Source organism: Mycobacterium sp. BK086, assembly GCA_004362315.1.
GTDB lineage: Bacteria > Actinomycetota > Actinomycetes > Mycobacteriales > Mycobacteriaceae > Mycobacterium.
Genome location: SNWL01000003.1, coordinates 1,146,648 through 1,164,774, shown reverse-complemented (window position 1 = coordinate 1,164,774; position 18,127 = coordinate 1,146,648). Strand labels below are relative to the sequence as shown.

Here is an 18,127-nt window from a genome sequence, read left to right as displayed (position 1 = left end):
CGAGGAGGTTCAACGGATGAACACCACGGCCCAGCGATTGTGCGCGTGGAGCGGGATCGCCTGCATCGTCATCTTTTTCGTCGGATTCTGGTTGGTTGCCGGTTTCATTCCGCCGCCGCCTCCAACCCTCACCGGCGAACAACTTGCCCAGCTGTTCACCGAGGACGCCGTGCGCATCCGGCTGGGCATGATCATCTCGCTGATGGGCTCCGCGCTGCTGGCGTCCTGGAGTGCGGCCGTCACCGCGCAGATGATGCGCATGAAGCGCCGCGTTGCCGCGCTTGCCTACACCAACCTCGCGGTCGGAGCCCTGTTCGTCCTGGAATTCATCATTTCCCTGATCATCTGGGAGTCCATGACATTCCGGCCACGCGACCCGCAGGTCTTGCTGGCGATGAACGACACCGCATGGCTGCTGTTCGTGGCGATCACCTCGACCCCGATCCTGCAGACGCTGTCCATCGGAACCGCAATCTTCCTCGACAGTGCCGGCAACCCGAACCCGGTGTTCCCGCGTTGGGCGGCCTACCTCAATTTCTGGATCGCGATGCTGTTCCTGCCCGGCTCGATCACGGTGTTTTTCCACACCGGTCCGTTCGCCTGGAACGGCATCCTGGTCTGGTACCTGCCCTTGACCGCATTCGCCGTCTGGATGGTGGTCATGTCGCTTCTGGTGCTGCGTGCGATCGCCGCCGAAGACGCGCAGCAGAAAACTGTTGCCGCTGAATCCAATGTGACGGAGCAAGTGCTGTGAACTATCGCAATCAGGTGGTCTGCGCATGGTGCGGGCCGTTGATGACGCTGCTGTTCTTCATCGGCTTGCTGCCCCTGGCCCATTTCATCTGGCCACCGGCGCCGTCGGAGAGCGCGGCGCAGATCGCGGCGTTCTTCCAAGACGACACCGTCGCCAAGCGGTTGGGTGTGTTCATCGCGATGGTCGGAACCGGCCTGCTCGCACCGTTTTACGCGGTGATCTCGCAGCAGATGCGCCGCATCGAAGGGGTCTCGCGCACCTTGGTCTACGGCCAGCTGGCCGCGGCGGCGTGCACGACGCTCGAGATCATCCTGCCGCTCATGCTCTGGCAGGGCATCCTCTATCGGCCCGACCGCGATCCCGCAATCACCCAGGCCCTCAATGACGTGGCGTGGCTGACGTTCATCGGCACCACGACGACAGTGCTGGTGCAGAACGCCATCATCGGGGTGATCGTCCTGCAGGACAAGAGTCCGAATCCGGTCTATCCACGCTGGTATGCCTACCTCAACTTCTTCGCTGTGATGGGCGTCTTCCCGGCCGGCCTGGTGGTGTTCTTCAAGGAGGGTCCGCTGGCCTGGAACGGGATCATCGTCTGGGGAATCGGGGTCGCGATCTTCTTCATCTGGATCTGCGTCACCGCCTATCTTGTGATCGCCGCGGCGGCCCGCGAACGCGGCACCGAACTGATCGGAGGTGCGGCATTAGTACCGTCGTAATGCTGGACGGCAGCGCAGACCTTCCCCGAAACATCCTGGGCAACAAGGGCTACGGCATCGACGCGATGCGCCGCGAGGGCTTGTCGGTACCACCGGCCTTTTGTATCACCACCGAAGTCTGCGGCCGGTTCCTCACCGATGCGGCAGGCTGCCTTGATGACATTTGGTCCGATGTCCGGGAGAAGATGGGCTGGCTCGAGGACGAGACATCGCGCACGTTCGGACGGGGACCGCGCCCGCTGTTGGTCAGCGTGCGCAGCGGTGCGGCGCAATCCATGCCAGGGATGATGGACACAGTCCTGGACCTCGGCATCGACAATGCGGTCGAGAATGCTCTCGCAGACGGAGCGAGCGCCGCATTCGCCCGTGACACCCGAATCCGGTTCACCGACATGTACCGCCGCATCGTGCTGGGCAGCGTCGAAGGCGCCGAGGTGCCCGACGACCCGTGGACGCAGCTTCGGGGAGCGATCGAAGCGGTATTCGCTTCGTGGAACAGTCCGCGGGCCGTGCACTACCGGGCGCACCACGGCCTGGACGACAGCGCCGGAACGGCGGTCATCGTGCAGGCCATGGTGTTCGGCAACCTGGCGGATGATTCCGGCACCGGGGTTCTGTTCTCGCGTAACCCGATTACCGGGGCCAACGCACCCTTCGGGGAGTGGCTGGCCGGCGGGCAAGGCGAGGACGTCGTCTCCGGCAGCGTCGGCGTCGAACCCATCGCCGCCCTGAGCGTCGAGCAACCGGCGGTCTACGACCAACTGATGGCCACCGCACGGACGCTCGAGAGGCTGGCGGCCGATGTTCAAGACATCGAATTCACCGTCGAAGAGGGCAAGCTGTGGTTGCTGCAGACGCGATCGGCCAAACGATCGGCCCAAGCCGCGGTGCGCCTAGCCCTGCAACTGCGTGCTGAAGGACTGATCGACGACGCGGAGGCGCTGCGCCGGGTGACACCGGCGCACATCGACGCGCTGCTCGCGCCGTCATTGCAGCCCGAAACACGCTTGGCAGCACCACTTCTGGCCCGGGGCCTGCCATCATGCCCGGGAGTGGCATCGGGCCGGGTGTACACCGACGTCGACGAGGCACTGGATGCGGCCGACGCGGGGGAGGACGTCATCCTGGTTCGCACCGCGACGAGCCCCGATGACGTGCAGGGCATGATCGCCGCTCAAGCCATCGTCACCGAGATCGGCGGGGCCACCTCGCACGCCGCGGTGGTCAGCCGCGAGATCGGCACCCCGGCCGTGGTGGGCTGCGGCGCCGGAGTGGTCGCGGCGCTGGCCGGCAAGCTGGTTACGGTCGACGGCGACGAAGGGGAGGTGCGCGAAGGGATACTCGAACGCGCCGCCTGGTCGGAGACCAAGTCGCCGGATCTGACCGGACTCGCTGAGATCGCGCGGCGCGTCAGCCCCCTGCGTGCCTACGCCAGCGGTGCCTACCCGGTGCTGACTGATTCATCCCCGACGGTGGTAGCCGATGCGCTGGCCGCCGGGCACACCGACGTCGTCTCAGCGCATCCGTTGATCACGATGCTCGTTGCGCTCCGACTCAGCGAAGAAAGGGCAGTCAATGTCTGAGTTGACCGTATTGCAGGCAGTGCGGCTCAAAGGCCGCATCGTCGAACCGCAGCTAGTGGCGACGGTGGGCGAGGACGCGACTGACGTGGCACAGACAGTGCTTCAGCTGACCGCCGGCGGGCTGCTCCTGGAGGGTACCTCGCTGCGTCTCAGCCCGGAGGGGCGAGCGCGGCTCAATACCCTGCTGGCCCAGGAGCGATCGAGCGTAGACCACGCGGCTCTTGCGCAGAGCTACGCCGAATTCCGCACGGTCAACCACGAGTTCAAAGCTCTGGTCGCGGACTGGCAGCTCAAAGACGGTCAACCCAATACCCACGAGGACGCTGCCTACGACGCCGCGATCCTCGACCGCCTCACCGATGTCCATCAGCGGGTGACACCGGTCCTCGCCGCAGTCGTCGACGTGGTGCCGCGGCTGGCTGCTTACGCGGACAAGCTGGAGTCAGCCTTGAGTAAGGTCCAAGCCGGTGACACCGCATGGTTCACCCGCCCGATCATCGACTCGTATCACACCGTCTGGTTCGAACTGCACGAAGAGTTGATCGCCGCCTCCGGCCTCACGCGTGAGGACGAGGCCAAGGCCGGGCACGCAGACTAGGCGATGGGCTAGTTTTTTGGGTCGCCGCGGGAGGGTGCGGATTCGCCGAGATTGACGCTAGCGCGGGAAAGTGCGAGAGGCGCCCGCGCTAGCGTCAATCTCGGCGCAAGAGCGCGTGGGATTACTTGGTCTGGGTATCCGCGATCGCTTTGGCGCTCAGCCCCAGGCACGCCAGCGACGCCGCGGTGAACAGGCCCGCACTGAGCGGAGAGATCTTCCCGCGACGCTGGGCGATCGTCACGGCCGCGATGTCGCCCAGATCGCACGCGGCCGCGACGGCCAGCAGCTTCCGGCGAGCAGGGCCCGCGGTCATCAACGGGCCTGCGGCCAGGGCGAAGTCACGGGTTCCACCCAGCCGCAGATACAACGCGGCACTGACATCCTTGGATGCGTCGATGCCGAACAGCTTCCCTGCCGTGATCGGCATCGCCCACCCGCTCGTGCCGATCGCCGCCCGCGTCGCCGACAGCGCCTTCAGTGCGGACATCAGATCTCCTTCAGACCTTCGTCGGACTCCTGCTTGATCGCACGCAGCAGGAACACCGTCATCACCAGATACCAGGTGCCGAAAACGGCTGCGGGAATCCAGAATCCGATGACACCTGTCCAGGCAAACGGTCCGGACTTGAAGAACAGGATCATGCTTGCCGGCAATAGCAGAACCGCGACCCAGACGTTGTAGTAGCCGATCCACCGCGGGAACACCGGATTGGCTCGCCGATCGGTGAAGACCGCCATCGCGAGGGCGCCCAGCTGGCCGATGAGCGGCGGCCACGGAAGGATCAACATCTCGTAGGACAGGTCATTGACGAGCTGGGTCAGTTCGGCTGCGCGCTCCGGGCGAAAGGCGTTACCGGCGAACAACAGGATCGGGATGATCAGCACCACCGTGACGATCAGTCCTGAGGCGAACTGCAGGATGGACAGAACCGGGGTCCTCAACTCGGTGCGGCGCATCTGCATGCTGATCGCCAGGGCGAACGGCAGGGTCAGAAAGGCGCCCGCCATCGCGATGATCAATCCGATCCGATGCAGCGTCGGGTTCGTGCTGTAGACGGCCGCTACTTCGGCGGCCGAGTCGGTGGCCGGAATCAACGGGATGAATCCGCCGAGCAGGCCCCAGCCGCCGAACAGGCACAGTACGAAGACCGGCCCGCACCAGGTGCAGAAGACTTGGATCCGGCGCGACTTGTCGATGTCACTGCGGAGGTCCAGCGGGGTAGTGGCGGTGCTCATTGGGCTGACCCTACCGCTGCAATGAATCAGATTTCAATCATGAAGTGTCGTTCATAATCTTGGGTTGCGCTGGCCGACGGAAGTTGACGAGGCAGCACCGGGATGTGACGATGCACATATCCAATCCTGTCGATGTTGTACTCTTTCAGGTACAGTTTTGAATCGAAAATAAATTAAGGAGAACGATGGGGTTCACCGACTCTGCCGAGGTGGCGAAGTACATCGGCGGCATCTTCGAGGCCGCATTCGACGACCCTGAGATCGGCCCGAAGCTCGAGGCGACCGGGCTGGTGGTGGCGTTCGACTTCACCGACCCCAAGGCCGTCGTCGTCATCGACATGGCCAACAAGACGACCCGTGAGGGAGTGGCAGGCGGTACCGCGCCGATGGCCACCATGTTCATGACCGCTGACACCGGCAACGCCTATTGGCAGGGCAAGGTGAACCTGCCGCTGGCCATGGCCAAGAAGAAGATCACCGTCGAAGGCAATGTCGCGAGCCTGCTCAAGCTCGCACCGCTGGGCAAGAAGCTCTACCCGACCTATATCGCTCGGCTCCAGGGTGACGGCCGCACCGACCTGATCGTCTAGCGCCATGTATCCGGGAACCCACGCAGCCACTGACCCCGACCGGCCCGCGGTGATCATCGCCGGCACCGGCCGGACACTGACCTACGGCGAACTCGACGAGGGCTCCGCCAGGGTGGCGTCGGCGTTGCGTGGGCTGGGCCTGCGGCCCGGCGATGTGATCGCCGTGTTGAGTGACAACGCCGCCGAGGTATTCGAAATCTACTGGGCGGCCCTGCGATCGGGGCTCTACATCACTCCGGTCAACCGGCATCTCACGGCCCCGGAGATCGCCCACATCCTGGCCGACAGCGGCGCACAGGTGCTTTTCGCCTCCGCCGCCCTCGACGAGCTGGCCGGCCGGGCGGCCGCCGAGGTCCCGGATCTGGTCCGCCGCTACGCATTCGGTGGCACGATCGACGGTTTCGCCTCGTACCGTGAGCTGCGCGAATCGGGTCGCCCCGGGCCGCTGGACGATCAGCCGCGCGGCGCCGAGATGCTGTACTCGTCGGGCACCACCGGCCATCCCAAGGGCATCAAACTGGCGCTGCCCGCAGTCTCGGTCGACGAGCCGGGCGCGGACATCATCGCCATGATGCTCGCCCACGTATTCGCGGTCACCAATGCCGATGTCTACCTCTCACCGGCCCCGATCTACCATGCCGCGCCGCTGAAGTGGTCAGCGGCGGTGCACGCGATCGGCGGCACCGTGGTCATGATGGAGAAGTTCGACCCCGCCGCGGCGCTGGCGGCCATCGAGCGCTATCGAGTCACCGTCACCCAGATGGTGCCCACGATGTTCGTGCGTCTTCTGCAGCTACCGGAAGAACAGCGGACGCGCTACGACATCTCGTCCCTGCGGCTTGCCGTCCACGCCGGCGCGCCCTGCCCACCCGAGGTCAAGGACGCGATGATCGGTTGGTGGGGACCGATTTTCACTGAGTACTACGGAGCGACCGAGAGCCACGGCACCACGGTCATGTCGAGTGCCGAATGGGAGAGCAAGCGGGGATCGGTCGGCAGAGCCGTGCTCGGGGTGGCACACATCTGCGATGACGACGGCAACGAACTACCGTCCGGCGAGGTCGGGCTGGTCTACTTCGAACGCGATAAACCCGCGTTCAGTTACCACAACGATCCGGAGAAGACCGCGGGCTCGCGGCATCCGGCCCACCAAAACTGGGCCACGGTGGGGGACATGGGCTACCTCGACGAGGACGGCTACCTGTACCTGACTGACCGCAAGTCCTTCATGATCATTTCCGGCGGCGTGAACATCTATCCGCAAGAAGTCGAGAACGTTCTGGCGTTGCACCCCAAGATCTTCGACGCCGCCGTCATCGGCGTGCCGGATGCGGAGATGGGCGAGCAGGTCAAGGCCGTCGTCCAGCTGCGCGAGGGCGTCAGCCCGTCCGACGAGCTCGCATCCGAGATCATCGGGTACGTGCGAGAGCGTCTCGCGCACTTCAAGGCGCCGCGTTCGGTCGACTTCGTCGACCAGTTACCGCGTTCTGAGACAGGAAAACTCGTGAAACGAATATTGAAAGCAAGCTACGTGGAGGCATCAGCATGAGTGTCCAGCCCGACACTTCGACAGCTATCGACCGGCCACCGTTCGACCCGGTGAACATCTCCTCGGTGGATTTCTGGGCGCAGAGCTTCGACGATCGCGAGAAGTCGTTCAAGATCCTTCGCGACGAACGGCCGGTCAGCTGGCACCGCCCGATCGAGGGTTCGATGATGGAGCCCGAGATCGACGGTGTCTGGGTGGTCACCCGGCACGAGGACGTCTCCTACGTCAGCAAGAACCCCGAGATCTTCTGTTCGGGGCAGGGCATCACTTTCGAAGCGGTTCCCGAGGAGATGCTGGACGCCATTCAGTCGTTCCTCGGCATGGATGGCGCCAAGCATTCGAGCCTGCGCAGGCTGGTCAGCTCCGTGTTCACGCCACGGCAGGTCGCCAAGATCAAGGACCAGATCGAGAATCAGGCCCGCTCAATCGTCGACGATCTGCTCGCCACGAAAGAGGGCGACTTCGTCGAGCAGGTCTCCAAGCGGCTGCCGATGTGGACGATCTACGACATGCTCGGTCTGCCCGACGAGCAACGCGACGAAGCGGCGCAGCTGGCCGAGGGCATGGTGGCCTGGGCCGACCCCGAGGTCGCGGCGGGACGCGAACCGGCCGAGGTGCTCACCGATTCGATGGTCGGGCTGCTCGAGATCGGCATGGGCCTGGCCCAGGCGCGCCGGGAGAAGCCCGAGAACGATCTGATGACGTTGCTGGTGCAGGCCGAGGTGGACGGTCGTCAACTCACCGACGACGAACTCGGCCCGTACTTCGTGCTTCTGTCGGTCGCCGGAAACGACACCACCAAGACCACGACGACGTTCACCACCATCGCGCTGGACCGGTTCCCCGAGCAGAAAGCGCTGCTGCAGAAGGATTTCGACGGACACATCAAGACCGCGATGGAGGAGTTCGTCCGGTGGACGACTCCGGTCATGACGTTCCGCCGCACCGCGACGCAGGACACCGAGTTGCACGGTCAGCACATTCGTAAGGGCGACTGGGTGACGATGGTGTACTCGTCGGCCAACCGCGACGAGCGGGTGTTCACCAATCCCTACGAGTTCGACATCACCCGCTCGCCCAACCCGCACGTCGGCTACGGCGGGGGCGGACCGCATTACTGCATGGGCGCATTCATGGCGAAGATGCAGCTGGAGTCGATCTTCCGCGAATTGATCTTGCGTGCACCGAATCTGCGGGTCGGCGAACCAGAGTATCTGACCGGGAACTTCATCACCGCCGTCAAGCACCTGCCCTACACCCTCGACTAGGAGACAACCGATATGGCTGACTTTTCCGGGCGACGCTACGTCGTCACCGGTGCCGCCTCCGGGATCGGCCACGCCGTCGCCGAACAGCTGCTGGCGCACGGCGCCGAGGTGACGAGCCTGGACCGCAACGTCCCGACTGCCAAGGTGCACACCCACATCGAGGTGGACCTGGCCAATCCGACCAGCATCGACGCCGCGCTGGAACAGCTGGACGGCGAATACGACGGGCTGATGAACGTCGCCGGCATCCCGGGGACTGCCGCGGGCGAGCTGGTGTTCGCGGTCAATTCGCTTGCGGTGCGCCATCTCACAGAAGCGTTCTTCGAGCGGCTGGCGCCCGCCGGCTCGGTGACCATCGTGTCTTCGACCGCCGGATTCGGCTGGCCCGAGCGCCTTGAGGCGATCCGCGATCTGCTGGCCACCGACACCTTTGAGGAAGGTGCCGCCTGGTTCAAGGCCAACCCGCAGCAGGGCAACGCGTACAACTTCTCCAAGGAAGTCAGCACGGTCTACACGCTGTCGATGGGTCTGGCCATGGCGCAGATGGGTTTCCGGATCAACGCCGTCCTGCCCGGACCCGTGCGGACGCCGATCCTGGTGGACTTCGAGGAGTCGATGGGTAAGGACACTCTGGACGGTCTCGAGGAACTGCTGGGCCGCCATGCCGAGCCCGAGGACATCGCCGAGGTGGTGCTGTTCCTGGCCTCCGACGCCGCGCGTTGGGTGAACGGACAGGCGCTCGCCGTCGACGGCGGAATCAGCGGAGCGGTGGCCTCCGGTGTGGTTCCGGCACCCGAAATCTGAGTGCAGTCTTGACGATTCACGAGACAGAAGCACGTACCGCGGCGCAGGTTCTCACCGATGTCCGTCGCGTCTTCGCCACGGGGCGGACCCGCTCGCTCGACTGGCGTCTGAGGCAGTTGCACGGCATCGAGCGACTGTGCGAGGAACGCGAAGCCGACATCGCCGAGGCGTTGGCGGCCGATCTTGGCCGCACGCCGGTGGAGGCGTGGCTGGGCGATGTCGCGTCGACGAAGGCCGAGGCGGCGTTCGCGCGTAAGCACCTGCGGAAGTGGATTGCCCGCCAGCGGGTTTCGCTGCCCGTGGCCCAGCTGCCTGGCCGCGGCTGGATCCAGTACGACCCGTTGGGTGTCGTGCTGGTGATCGGCCCGTGGAACTATCCGTTCTATCTGCTGATGGGGCCGGTGGTGGCCGCGGTCGCCGCCGGCAACGGTGTCGTCATCAAGCCGTCCGAGCTGGCTCCGGCGACATCGGCTCTCGTCGCGCGCCTGGTGCCGCAATACCTGGATCCCGACGCGATCCGGGTCGTGGAGGGTGACGCACAGACCACCCAGGATCTGCTGGCGTCGGGATTCGACCATGCCTTCTTCACCGGTGGCACCGAGATCGGCCGCAAGATCATGGCCGCGGCCGCCGCGACCCTGACCCCGGTCACCCTGGAGTTGGGCGGCAAGAGTCCGGCCATCGTCGCCAACGACGCCGACGTGGACGTCACCGCCCGGCGGCTGGCGTACACCAAGCTGATCAACTCCGGACAGACCTGCATCGCCCCCGACTATGTGCTTGCCGACGCTGCGATTGCCGACGAGCTGGTGGCCAAGATCGTCGCCAACATCGCGGAGTTCCGCAACGCGCCGTCGCTGCCGATCGTCAACGAACGCCAATTCGACCGGCTGACAACGCTCATCGCCACTACCAGCGGCACCGTCGTCACCGGCGGTGGCTCCGAGCGGGCAGGCCTGCGCATCGAGCCGACCGTGATCGTCGATCCGTCGCCGGACGACGCGGTGATGGCCGACGAGATATTCGGCCCGATCCTGCCGGTCATGCGCGTCGAATCTGTCAACGCAGCAGTCGAATTCGTCAACTCCCGGCCGAAGCCGTTGGCGCTCTATGTCTTCACCAAGAGCTCGGCGTCGGCGCGTGACATCATCGACCGCACGCCATCGGGCGGCGCTGTCGTCAATCACGCGATGATGCACTGTCTTGTTCCGCAGCTGCCGTTCGGCGGTGTCGGAGCCAGCGGAATGGGTGCCTATCACGGTAAGTGGGGGTTCGAGGCGTTGTCGCACCGGCGCGCGGTGCTCGCCAAGCCGAGTCGGCCCGATCCGTCGATCGTCTACCCGCCGTACAGCGATCGCGCGCTCAAGCTCATGAGGAAGTTGTTCTGATGCGGGTGCACGTCGACCACACCAAGTGTTCCGGAATCGGGTTGTGCGAGATGACCGCCCCGGCGATCTTCGAGATCGGCGACGACGGGCAGTCGCAGGTGATCGACCCCGAGCCACCTGAATCCGAGCGGAGCGCTGCCGAAGAAGCGGTCTCGAACTGCCCGACCGGGGCGCTGTCGATCACTGAATGATGAGGGCCTGAGCGGCCTCTTCGCACCACCAATCAGGAGAATGTCGTGGCCTTCGTGATCACCCAGAACTGCTGCACCGACGCCAGTTGCGTGCCAGCATGTCCCGTCGACTGCATTCGGCCCGTGCCGAACGCCTCAGGCGTCGGCAACCAGATGCTGTACATCGATCCGGCGGCGTGCGTGGACTGCGGGGCGTGTCTGCAGGTGTGCCCGGTCGGCGCCATCTACTACGAGGACGACCTGCCGACCGGGCAGGCGAAGTTCCGGGACATCAACGCCGATTTCTTCGCGCGGCAACCGCTCAGGACCCGCGCGGCGACGCCCGTGGCGGTGCGGCCCGCTGTTCCCTCCGGTGCTTTGCGCGTCGCGATCGTGGGGTCGGGCCCCGCGGCCTGCTACGCCGCCGCCGAGTTGCTGGAGAACGACGGTGTCGAGGTGAATGTCTTTGAGCGACTGCCCACTCCGTTCGGGCTGATCCGCTCGGGTGTGGCGCCAGATCACCAGCGCACCAAGGAGGTCGTCAGCCTCTTCGAACCGGCATTGGGCGGCCCAGGCGCAGGGTGCTACTTCAACGTTGCGGTCGGCTCCGACATCAGTCACGACGAGCTCCTGGCCCACCACCACGCCGTCATCTACGCCGTCGGAGCCTCCGCCAGCAGCAGCCTCGGCGTCCCCGGCGAACACCTGCCCGGCCACCACGCAGCGGCCGACATCGTGGCCTGGTACAACGGTCATCCCGACCATGTCCACGACGACCCGGACCTCGATTCGCCCCGCGTGGTGATCATCGGCAACGGCAACGTGGCACTCGACGTGGCCCGTGTCTTGCTGATGACGCCGGATGCACTGGCGAACACCGACATCGCCGACCACGCGTTGCGGCGATTGACGGCCGGGTCCATCCAGGAGGTCGTCATCCTGGCCCGTCGCGGTGCCGCGGACGCGGCGTTCTCGGTCGGTGAGTTCCTGGCGCTGGGTGAGATCGCCGGGGTCGACATCGCGATCGAAGGCGAGCTCGGAGACCGTCCGGACGACGACTTCGAACGCGCCCTCAAATACGACATCGCGGTCGAATACCGTCGCAGGACAGCCACACCCGGAAACAAGCGACTGGTGTTCCGGTTCTCCACCACGCCCGTCGAACTCGTCGGCGCGCAGCGAGTGGAAGGTTTGCGCGTGCGGACGGGGGAGGGCGAGCAGACCATCGATACCGCCATGGTGCTGCGGTCGATCGGCTATCGCGGTACACCGATTGCGGATCTGCCGTTCGACGCCTCGCGCGGGGTGGTGCCGAACGAAGGCGGGCGGGTGCTGGCCGACGGACAGACAGTGCCCGGCGTGTATGCCACCGGCTGGATCAAACGCGGTCCACGGGGAGTCATCGGCACCAACCGGGGATGCGCGCTCGAGACGGTCGACGCACTGTTCGAGGATTTCATGGCCGGCAGGCTCGGGCGGCCCGTGGGCACGAACAGTGACGTGGACGCGCTGCTGGCGTCGAGGAGCGTTCCCGTTGTCGACTGGCAGGGCTGGCGGACGATCGATGCCGCCGAGCGAGACCGAGCCGCCGGCAGTGCGCGGCCGCGGGTGAAGTATTCCGACGCAGCAGAATTGGTGGCCGTAGCGCGGAGGCAGTGATGACATCCACCCGCAACCTCATGCTGCTGGTCTGGACCGGACCGGTCGGGATCGCGTTCGTCCTGCTGGGCTGGATGGTGTTCGCCGGGTTCCTGCCGCCACCCTCTCCGACGATCACCGGCGGCGGCTTGACCGCCCTCTGGTCGGACCACGCCAATCTCAAACGGGCGGGCATGGTGCTCTGCATCTGGGGCGGCACGATGTATGTGCCGTTCACCGTGGCGGTGGGAATTCTGTTGCGTCGCAGTCAGTCCGAACACGCGGTGCTGGCCACTGCGCAAACGGCGCTTGGCACCTTCGGGACGGTGTTCTTCACACTCAATTTTGTGATCTTGTCGGCGGTCGCCTACCGGCCGGACCTGCCGCCGCAGGTTCTCCAGCCGCTGCACGACCTCGGTTTCATCATGACGTTCTCGCCGGTCGCGCCGTTCACGTTCCAGTACTTCGCCATCGGTCTGGCCATCTTGCAGGACAGCTCCGGGCGGCCACTGTTCCCGCGTTGGGTGGGCTACGCCAACCTGTGGGTGGGTCTGCTCCTCATCCCCGCGTGCGCGATCCCGTTCTTCACGACCGGGCCCATGGCCTGGAACGGGGTGCTGGCGTTCTGGATTCCGGTGGCGGTCTTCGTAGCCTGGTTCTTCATCATGTTCGACGCAATGCGCCGGGCTCTGAAAACCGTTACCGCGTAGAGCCGGCGATCTCCCGGCCGATGATTTCCTTCATGATCTCGGTGGTGCCGCCGTAGATAGTCTTGACCCGGGTGTCCAGATACGCACGTGCGACAGGGTATTCGGTCATGTAGCCGTACCCGCCATGCAATTGCAGGCAGCGGTCGATCACGCGCTTCTGCAGCTCACTGACATACCACTTGCCCTTGGCGGCATCCACCGGCGTCAACTCGCCGGCGTTGTAGGCCAGCACCGAGGAATCGACGTAGGCCTGCACGATGTCGATCTCGGTGCCCATCTCGGCCAGCTCGAAGCGCACATGCTGTTTGTCGGTCAGCGGTCCGCCGAACGCCTGGCGGGATTGGCAGTACTCCACGGTCAGTTCGAAAATGGCGCGGGTTGTGGCGATCGCTTCGGCGGTTACCCCGAGGCGTTCGCGCGGAAGATGACTCATCAGGTACTGCAGGCCGCGGCCTGGTTCGCCGAGCAGGTTGGCGGCCGGCACGACCGCATCGTGGAAGAACAGCTCCGCAGTGTCCTGTCCGGGCAAGCCGATCTTGTCGAGCTTGCGTCCGCGTTCGAAGCCGGGGGTGTCGCGTTCCACCCCGAAGAGGCTGAAATCGCCGGAGCCGCCGGTGTTGTCGGTGCGAGCCGCCACCACGACGACGTCGGCCATGATTCCGCTCGAGATGAACGTCTTCTGGCCGTTGAGGATCCACTGATCGCCGTCGCGCTGCGCCGTGGTGCGGATACCGCGCAAGTCGCTGCCGGCGCCGGGCTCGGTCATTGCCAGCGCGCCGATGATCTCGCCTGCGACGAAGCCGGGCAGCCAGCGCTGCTTCTGCTCGTCATTGGTGAGGTCGAGCAGGTAGTGCAGCACAAGATCGTCCTGCAAGCTGATCGTCACGCCGAAGGACAGGGCGTTGACCCGCGCGACCTCTTCGCACACCACCATGCGGTAGCGGTAGTCGGGTTCGCCTGCGCCGCCGTACTGCTCACCGATCTGCAGCGCATAGATACCGGCCTTGGCCGCGCGCGCGAACACCGAACGGTCGATCCACCGGTGTTGATCCCAGTCTTCTTGGTGCGGAACGACTTCGCGGGCCAGGAACTCCCGCACTGTCTCCCGATAGGCCTCGTGGTCGGGGCCGTACAGCGAGCGTTGCATCTCAGAGCCGTTCGATGATCGTGACGTTGGCCTGGCCGCCACCTTCGCACATCGTCTGCAGCCCGTAGCGGCCACCGGTGCGCTCCAGCTCGTGCAGCAGAGACGTCATCAGTCGCGCCCCGGTGCAGCCGATCGGGTGCCCCAGCGCGATGGCGCCGCCGTTGGGGTTGACGGTTTCGGGGTCGGCGTCGATCTCGGCCAGCCAGGCCAGGACCACCGGGGCGAAGGCCTCGTTGATCTCGACGGCGTCGATGTCGGCGATGGACATGCCGGTGCGCTTCAAAGCATGTTGGGTCGCCGGGATCGGGGCGGTCAGCATCATCACGGGGTCGGCGCCCCGCACTGACATATGGTGAATCCGCGCACGGGGCGTGAGACCGAAGCGGTCGACAGCGGCCTGGGATGCGATCAACAGTCCGGCGGCACCGTCGGAGATCTGGCTGGCCACAGCGGCGGTCAGCACACCTCCCTCGACGAGCGTGGGCAGCCCGGCCATCTTCTCCAGTGACGTGTCGGCCCGGGGGCCCTCGTCGACACTGATGCCCGCAAACGGGGTGATCTCCCGCTCGAAACGCCCCTCGGCGATCGCGGACAGCGCGCGCTGGTGGCTTGCGAAGGCGAAACGCTCGTTATCCTCGCGCGACAAGTTCCAGTGCTGCGCGATCATCTCCGCGCCGCGGAACTGCGAGATCTCCTGGTCGCCGTAGCGTTCTGCCCAGCCCTTGCAGTCCGTCCACGGGTCGACCGATCCGAACGGTTCGCCGGCGCCGAACGCGCTGAGAATCGGGAACTGGCTCATCTTCTGGACGCCGCCGGCGACGATGAGATCGGCCGTGCCGCTCATCACGCCTTGAGCCGCGAAATGCACTGCCTGCTGGGCAGATCCGCATTGGCGGTCGATCGTCACACCCGGCACGGATTCGGGCAGGCCGGCGGCAAGGGCGGCCGTGCGAGCGATGTCACCGGCCTGCGAGCCGATGTTGTCGAGGCAGCCGAGAATGACGTCGTCGATCGCGGCAGGATCGATGTCATGGCGCCACACGAGCGTCTTGATCACGTGTGCCGCCATATCGGCCGGATGCACACCGGCCAGTCCGCCCTTGCGCTTACCGACAGGGGTGCGGACAGCGTCGATGATGTATGCCTCGTTCACCGGATTAATTTAACATAGAATCAAAAACTACGGGAATCGTCCTCGTGGCCGGGGATAACGGCTATCCGGTGGTGCGGGGGGAGCGCTTGCGCCGGCTGGCGGTGCTCTCGGCGGCCGGGCTGATTCCGCTGCGCACGATTGTCTGGGCATTGGCGACGATTCCGTCGAGGGATCCACGCTTCGGGTCCCACCATTCCGCCGCCCAGTTCAGTGCACCCAGCACCAGACCCCGCACCACCCTGGGTTCGAGGTCGTCGCGCATCTCACCGTCGGCGGTGGCATCGTCGAATAATCGCTGCCAGATCCGGCCGTATGCCGCACTTTCTTTTTCCTGTCGGGCGCGAAGATGTTCGGGAATCTGGCCGGAGTTACGAATCGTCGCTGTCGCATAGTCCGAAAGCTCGAGCTCGTGGCGCAGGTGGGCTTCCACCGCCGCCATGATGCGATCCATCGCCGGAGTACCGGCAGGCAGCGCGTCGAGGGTCTCCTGCAGGTGCCGTCGCATATCGCTGATACCGCAGAACATCACCTCTTCGATGAGGTCCTCGCGTGAAGGGAAGTAGTAATAGATTGCCGGTGCCTGCAGCTCCGCGTACTCGGCGACGTCCGACAGCCGCGTGCCGGCGAATCCCTTGACGCTGAGCACGTGCGCTGCGGCGTCGAGAATGCGTTGGCGCGTGCGTTGCGACTTCGACTCGCCCTCGGGGTCAGCGGACGCCCTCGCCGCAGATTTTCTAGGCATCGTTCAATGATATTGGTCGAGCGTCGTCCCGGTGGAAAGGCCATGCCGGATAAGGCATTGAGCATTGGCCACGACGGCCTCGATCGAGCCCCGGCGCGGATCCCACCACTCCACGGCCCAATTCAGTGCGCCGAGCACCAGCATCTGCGCGACGTAGGGGTCGAATTCGCGCCGTAGACCGCCTTCTCGCGACAGCTCGTTGAGCAGCCCGCGCCAAATCTCGCCGTAGCGTTCCTCCTCGCGGATCTGGCGTTTACGAATCGCCAGCGGGACCTGGCCGGCGTTGCGGATCGCGGCGGTCGTGTAGTCGGAGATCTCCAGTTCGTGGCGCAGGTGGGCTTCGGCCGCGGCGAGAAGACGATCCAGAGGCGGGGTTCCGTCAGGCAGCGCATCCAGCGCCGCCATGACGTGCTCTCGCATATTGGCGATCCCGGCCCACATGACTTCCTCGATGAGTTCGTCACGCGAGGGGAAGTAGTAGTAGATCGCCGGCGCTTGCAGTTCCGCACTCGCGGCGACATCGGTGAGACGCAGTCCCGCGTAACCCTTGGCGGACAACACGTGCGCGGCGGAATCCAAGATCCGGGCGCGAGTCAGTGCCGACTTGGAGTCGGCACTCACATCATCGGCCGCGGCATTGGCGGAATGCCGTGAGGGAGAGGTCCGCCTGGCCATCGCAACATGATAGGGCGCACCACGATCCCGGCGTTGGAGGTAATCGATCGTTATCAGGCCGGCTGGCCGTAGACCGCCACCAGAACCGAGCGGTCGAGGCTGTTCACCGACCAGACGCCGATCGCGGTGTTCGCGCAGTCCGACATGATCGCGAAATCCGCGGGGTCGTAATACCACTGGTTGATGACGTCCATGTTGTTGATCGCCAGTGCGGGGTTGATGGCCACCGTTTGGGCGACCTTCCCGTTGAAACCTGCTGCGGCAGCGCGACTCTGCGGTGTGGAGCCGTCGGAGCCGAGATCGCCGTCGAGCGTCCGGTCGTTGAGGACGTCGTTGGCGTGCCACTCCGCGGCCTGCGTCAGCGCGGGATTCTTCTTGATGTCGGTGGAACACCCCGCCTGGTGCTGCACGGTGTAGACGTTGGCGACCACGCCGTTGTTGAGGCGGGTGTTGTCAGCGTGCGCGGCGGGTGCGCCGGCAACGGTCACCAGCGTGATCGCGCCGATGGCTGTCGCGACATGGATAGCTCGTGATACCAACGTCTTTCCTTACTATGCGGACGGTACGTAGCCGGCGGCGGACTGGCGGAGTTGCCAGATCGCGGCGGGGCAGAGTTCTTGCGCGGACTGGCTGATCAGATACGACGCCTGGAATTCGTCGCTGGTGTTGAAGTCGGCCTTGATGTTGTTGACCAACTGGCCGTAACTCACTCCGGAGTTGATCTGATCGCAGACGCCGTTGCCGTAGGCCAGTGCGGCGTCGGCGTTGGGGAAGTTGTACCCGGGCCGGACGGTGACGTTGATCAGGTAACCGATGTTATCGGCGTGCGCGGGCTGTGCCGTGGTCAGCAGGCCTACGGTGCCCACTGCGGCCACGGCGCCGGCGATCAACAGGCGGGTTTTTGAGCTAGGCATTCGCATATTGTCCCATGGTTGATCGGCGCAGGTCGGGGAGTACTGGCGATCCGCGGAATATACATCGACGCACCCCGTGGTGATCTAGTATTCGGCCATGATTCGGCCGACCTACCTGGTGTCGATGGCTGTTGCGTTGGCGTTTGCCGGCTTGACCGGAGGTGCCGTTTCGCACGCTGGACCGCTGCCGCCTTGCACGTACACGCTCTCGCCGCCCGTAGTCGGGCCGGGCGGGGTCAGCGCCACCGCGGAGCTGGCGGGATGCGGACCGGCCGGGGGCCCGTACAAGGCGGTCGCCTGCCTGCTGGGTGCTGACGGGGTCACGCACTGCACGCAGGGACGCGGCGCGGATCCCGCGACGATCACGGTGCCCTACCAGCCCGGCACGACCTATATCGCGACCGGCCGGGGCTGCCCGGTCTGGCTGGGGCAGAACGTTGCTCCCGACTGCCAGCTCCTCGGTCCGTTCACCGCGACTCTCTAGGAACT

Annotated in this window: 21 protein-coding genes; 13 read left to right on the top strand and 8 right to left on the bottom strand. The window is 65.3% G+C overall.

What is annotated here, in order from left to right:
- Positions 1 to 16 precede the first annotated feature (16 nt).
- From EV580_RS05635 to EV580_RS05620, 4 genes are read left to right on the top strand one after another with little or no spacing between them, the layout of a single operon-like run.
- On the top strand, positions 17 to 754 hold the full coding sequence (locus tag EV580_RS05635) for a hypothetical protein (protein ID WP_133690108.1): 738 nt from the start codon (positions 17 to 19) through the stop codon (positions 752 to 754).
- A complete protein-coding gene (locus EV580_RS05630) occupies positions 751 to 1,473 on the top strand; it encodes a hypothetical protein (protein ID WP_133690107.1) in 723 nt (240 codons plus the stop codon). Before EV580_RS05635 ends, EV580_RS05630 begins: the two co-directional genes overlap by 4 nt.
- Positions 1,473 to 3,056: a pyruvate, phosphate dikinase gene (locus EV580_RS05625; protein WP_133690106.1), complete on the top strand. Its 1,584-nt coding sequence runs from the start codon at positions 1,473 to 1,475 to the stop codon at positions 3,054 to 3,056. The genes EV580_RS05630 and EV580_RS05625 overlap by 1 nt, the downstream gene beginning before the upstream one ends.
- Positions 3,049 to 3,654 carry a MarR family transcriptional regulator gene (locus EV580_RS05620; RefSeq protein WP_133690105.1) on the top strand — a complete coding sequence of 202 codons (606 nt, stop codon included), beginning with the start codon at positions 3,049 to 3,051 and terminating at the stop codon, positions 3,652 to 3,654. Before EV580_RS05625 ends, EV580_RS05620 begins: the two co-directional genes overlap by 8 nt.
- Before the next feature lie 121 nt (positions 3,655 to 3,775).
- On the opposite strand, the gene EV580_RS05615 is transcribed toward EV580_RS05620, so the two are convergent.
- Positions 3,776 to 4,141, bottom strand: a complete 366-nt coding sequence (locus EV580_RS05615) for a hypothetical protein (protein ID WP_133690104.1) — start codon at positions 4,139 to 4,141, stop codon at positions 3,776 to 3,778.
- Positions 4,141 to 4,890 carry a hypothetical protein gene (locus EV580_RS05610; RefSeq protein WP_133690103.1) on the bottom strand — a complete coding sequence of 250 codons (750 nt, stop codon included), beginning with the start codon at positions 4,888 to 4,890 and terminating at the stop codon, positions 4,141 to 4,143. Before EV580_RS05610 ends, EV580_RS05615 begins: the two co-directional genes overlap by 1 nt.
- 185 nt (positions 4,891 to 5,075) lie before the next feature.
- Here EV580_RS05610 and EV580_RS05605 point away from each other — a divergent pair, with 185 nt between their 5' ends.
- Genes EV580_RS05605 through EV580_RS05570 form a run of 8 tightly spaced genes read left to right on the top strand, consistent with a single transcriptional unit; the run spans position 5,076 to position 13,007 of the window.
- Positions 5,076 to 5,480, top strand: coding sequence for an SCP2 sterol-binding domain-containing protein (locus EV580_RS05605; RefSeq protein WP_133690102.1), 405 nt, complete (start codon positions 5,076 to 5,078; stop codon positions 5,478 to 5,480).
- A 4-nt stretch (positions 5,481 to 5,484) separates the two neighbouring features.
- Entirely contained in the window at positions 5,485 to 7,029 is a 1,545-nt protein-coding gene (locus tag EV580_RS05600; protein WP_133690101.1) for an acyl-CoA synthetase, read from the top strand.
- Positions 7,026 to 8,297 (top strand): cytochrome P450, encoded by a 1,272-nt coding sequence (locus EV580_RS05595; protein WP_133690100.1) that lies wholly within the window; start codon positions 7,026 to 7,028, stop codon positions 8,295 to 8,297. Before EV580_RS05600 ends, EV580_RS05595 begins: the two co-directional genes overlap by 4 nt.
- Before the next feature lie 12 nt (positions 8,298 to 8,309).
- Complete coding sequence (locus tag EV580_RS05590) at positions 8,310 to 9,101, top strand: coniferyl-alcohol dehydrogenase (RefSeq protein ID WP_133690099.1); 792 nt, start codon at positions 8,310 to 8,312, stop codon at positions 9,099 to 9,101.
- 8 nt (positions 9,102 to 9,109) lie between these two features.
- Positions 9,110 to 10,489, top strand: coding sequence for an aldehyde dehydrogenase family protein (locus tag EV580_RS05585; protein ID WP_133690098.1), 1,380 nt, complete (start codon positions 9,110 to 9,112; stop codon positions 10,487 to 10,489).
- Positions 10,489 to 10,680, top strand: a complete 192-nt coding sequence (locus EV580_RS05580; protein WP_133690097.1) for a ferredoxin — start codon at positions 10,489 to 10,491, stop codon at positions 10,678 to 10,680. The genes EV580_RS05585 and EV580_RS05580 overlap by 1 nt, the downstream gene beginning before the upstream one ends.
- A gap of 45 nt (positions 10,681 to 10,725) precedes the next feature.
- A complete protein-coding gene (locus EV580_RS05575) occupies positions 10,726 to 12,318 on the top strand; it encodes an FAD-dependent oxidoreductase (protein WP_133690096.1) in 1,593 nt (530 codons plus the stop codon).
- Positions 12,318 to 13,007: a hypothetical protein gene (locus EV580_RS05570; protein ID WP_133690095.1), complete on the top strand. Its 690-nt coding sequence runs from the start codon at positions 12,318 to 12,320 to the stop codon at positions 13,005 to 13,007. The genes EV580_RS05575 and EV580_RS05570 overlap by 1 nt, the downstream gene beginning before the upstream one ends.
- Here EV580_RS05570 and EV580_RS05565 read toward each other — a convergent pair.
- From EV580_RS05565 to EV580_RS05540, 6 genes are all read right to left on the bottom strand, one after another.
- Positions 12,997 to 14,154, bottom strand: a complete 1,158-nt coding sequence (locus tag EV580_RS05565; RefSeq protein ID WP_133690094.1) for an acyl-CoA dehydrogenase family protein — start codon at positions 14,152 to 14,154, stop codon at positions 12,997 to 12,999. The two genes, EV580_RS05570 and EV580_RS05565, sit on opposite strands and share 11 nt — an antisense overlap.
- A gap of 1 nt (position 14,155) precedes the next feature.
- Complete coding sequence (locus EV580_RS05560; protein ID WP_133690093.1) at positions 14,156 to 15,307, bottom strand: acetyl-CoA C-acetyltransferase; 1,152 nt, start codon at positions 15,305 to 15,307, stop codon at positions 14,156 to 14,158.
- A 61-nt stretch (positions 15,308 to 15,368) separates the two neighbouring features.
- On the bottom strand, positions 15,369 to 16,049 hold the full coding sequence (locus tag EV580_RS05555) for a TetR/AcrR family transcriptional regulator (RefSeq protein ID WP_221217489.1): 681 nt from the start codon (positions 16,047 to 16,049) through the stop codon (positions 15,369 to 15,371).
- A 3-nt stretch (positions 16,050 to 16,052) separates the two neighbouring features.
- A complete protein-coding gene (locus EV580_RS05550; RefSeq protein WP_133690092.1) occupies positions 16,053 to 16,724 on the bottom strand; it encodes a TetR/AcrR family transcriptional regulator in 672 nt (223 codons plus the stop codon).
- A 53-nt stretch (positions 16,725 to 16,777) separates the two neighbouring features.
- Complete coding sequence (locus EV580_RS05545; protein WP_133690091.1) at positions 16,778 to 17,263, bottom strand: CAP domain-containing protein; 486 nt, start codon at positions 17,261 to 17,263, stop codon at positions 16,778 to 16,780.
- A gap of 12 nt (positions 17,264 to 17,275) precedes the next feature.
- A complete protein-coding gene (locus EV580_RS05540; RefSeq protein ID WP_133690090.1) occupies positions 17,276 to 17,638 on the bottom strand; it encodes a DUF732 domain-containing protein in 363 nt (120 codons plus the stop codon).
- A gap of 97 nt (positions 17,639 to 17,735) precedes the next feature.
- Here EV580_RS05540 and EV580_RS05535 point away from each other — a divergent pair, with 97 nt between their 5' ends.
- A complete protein-coding gene (locus EV580_RS05535) occupies positions 17,736 to 18,122 on the top strand; it encodes a hypothetical protein (protein WP_133690089.1) in 387 nt (128 codons plus the stop codon).
- Positions 18,123 to 18,127: the final 5 nt, after the last annotated feature.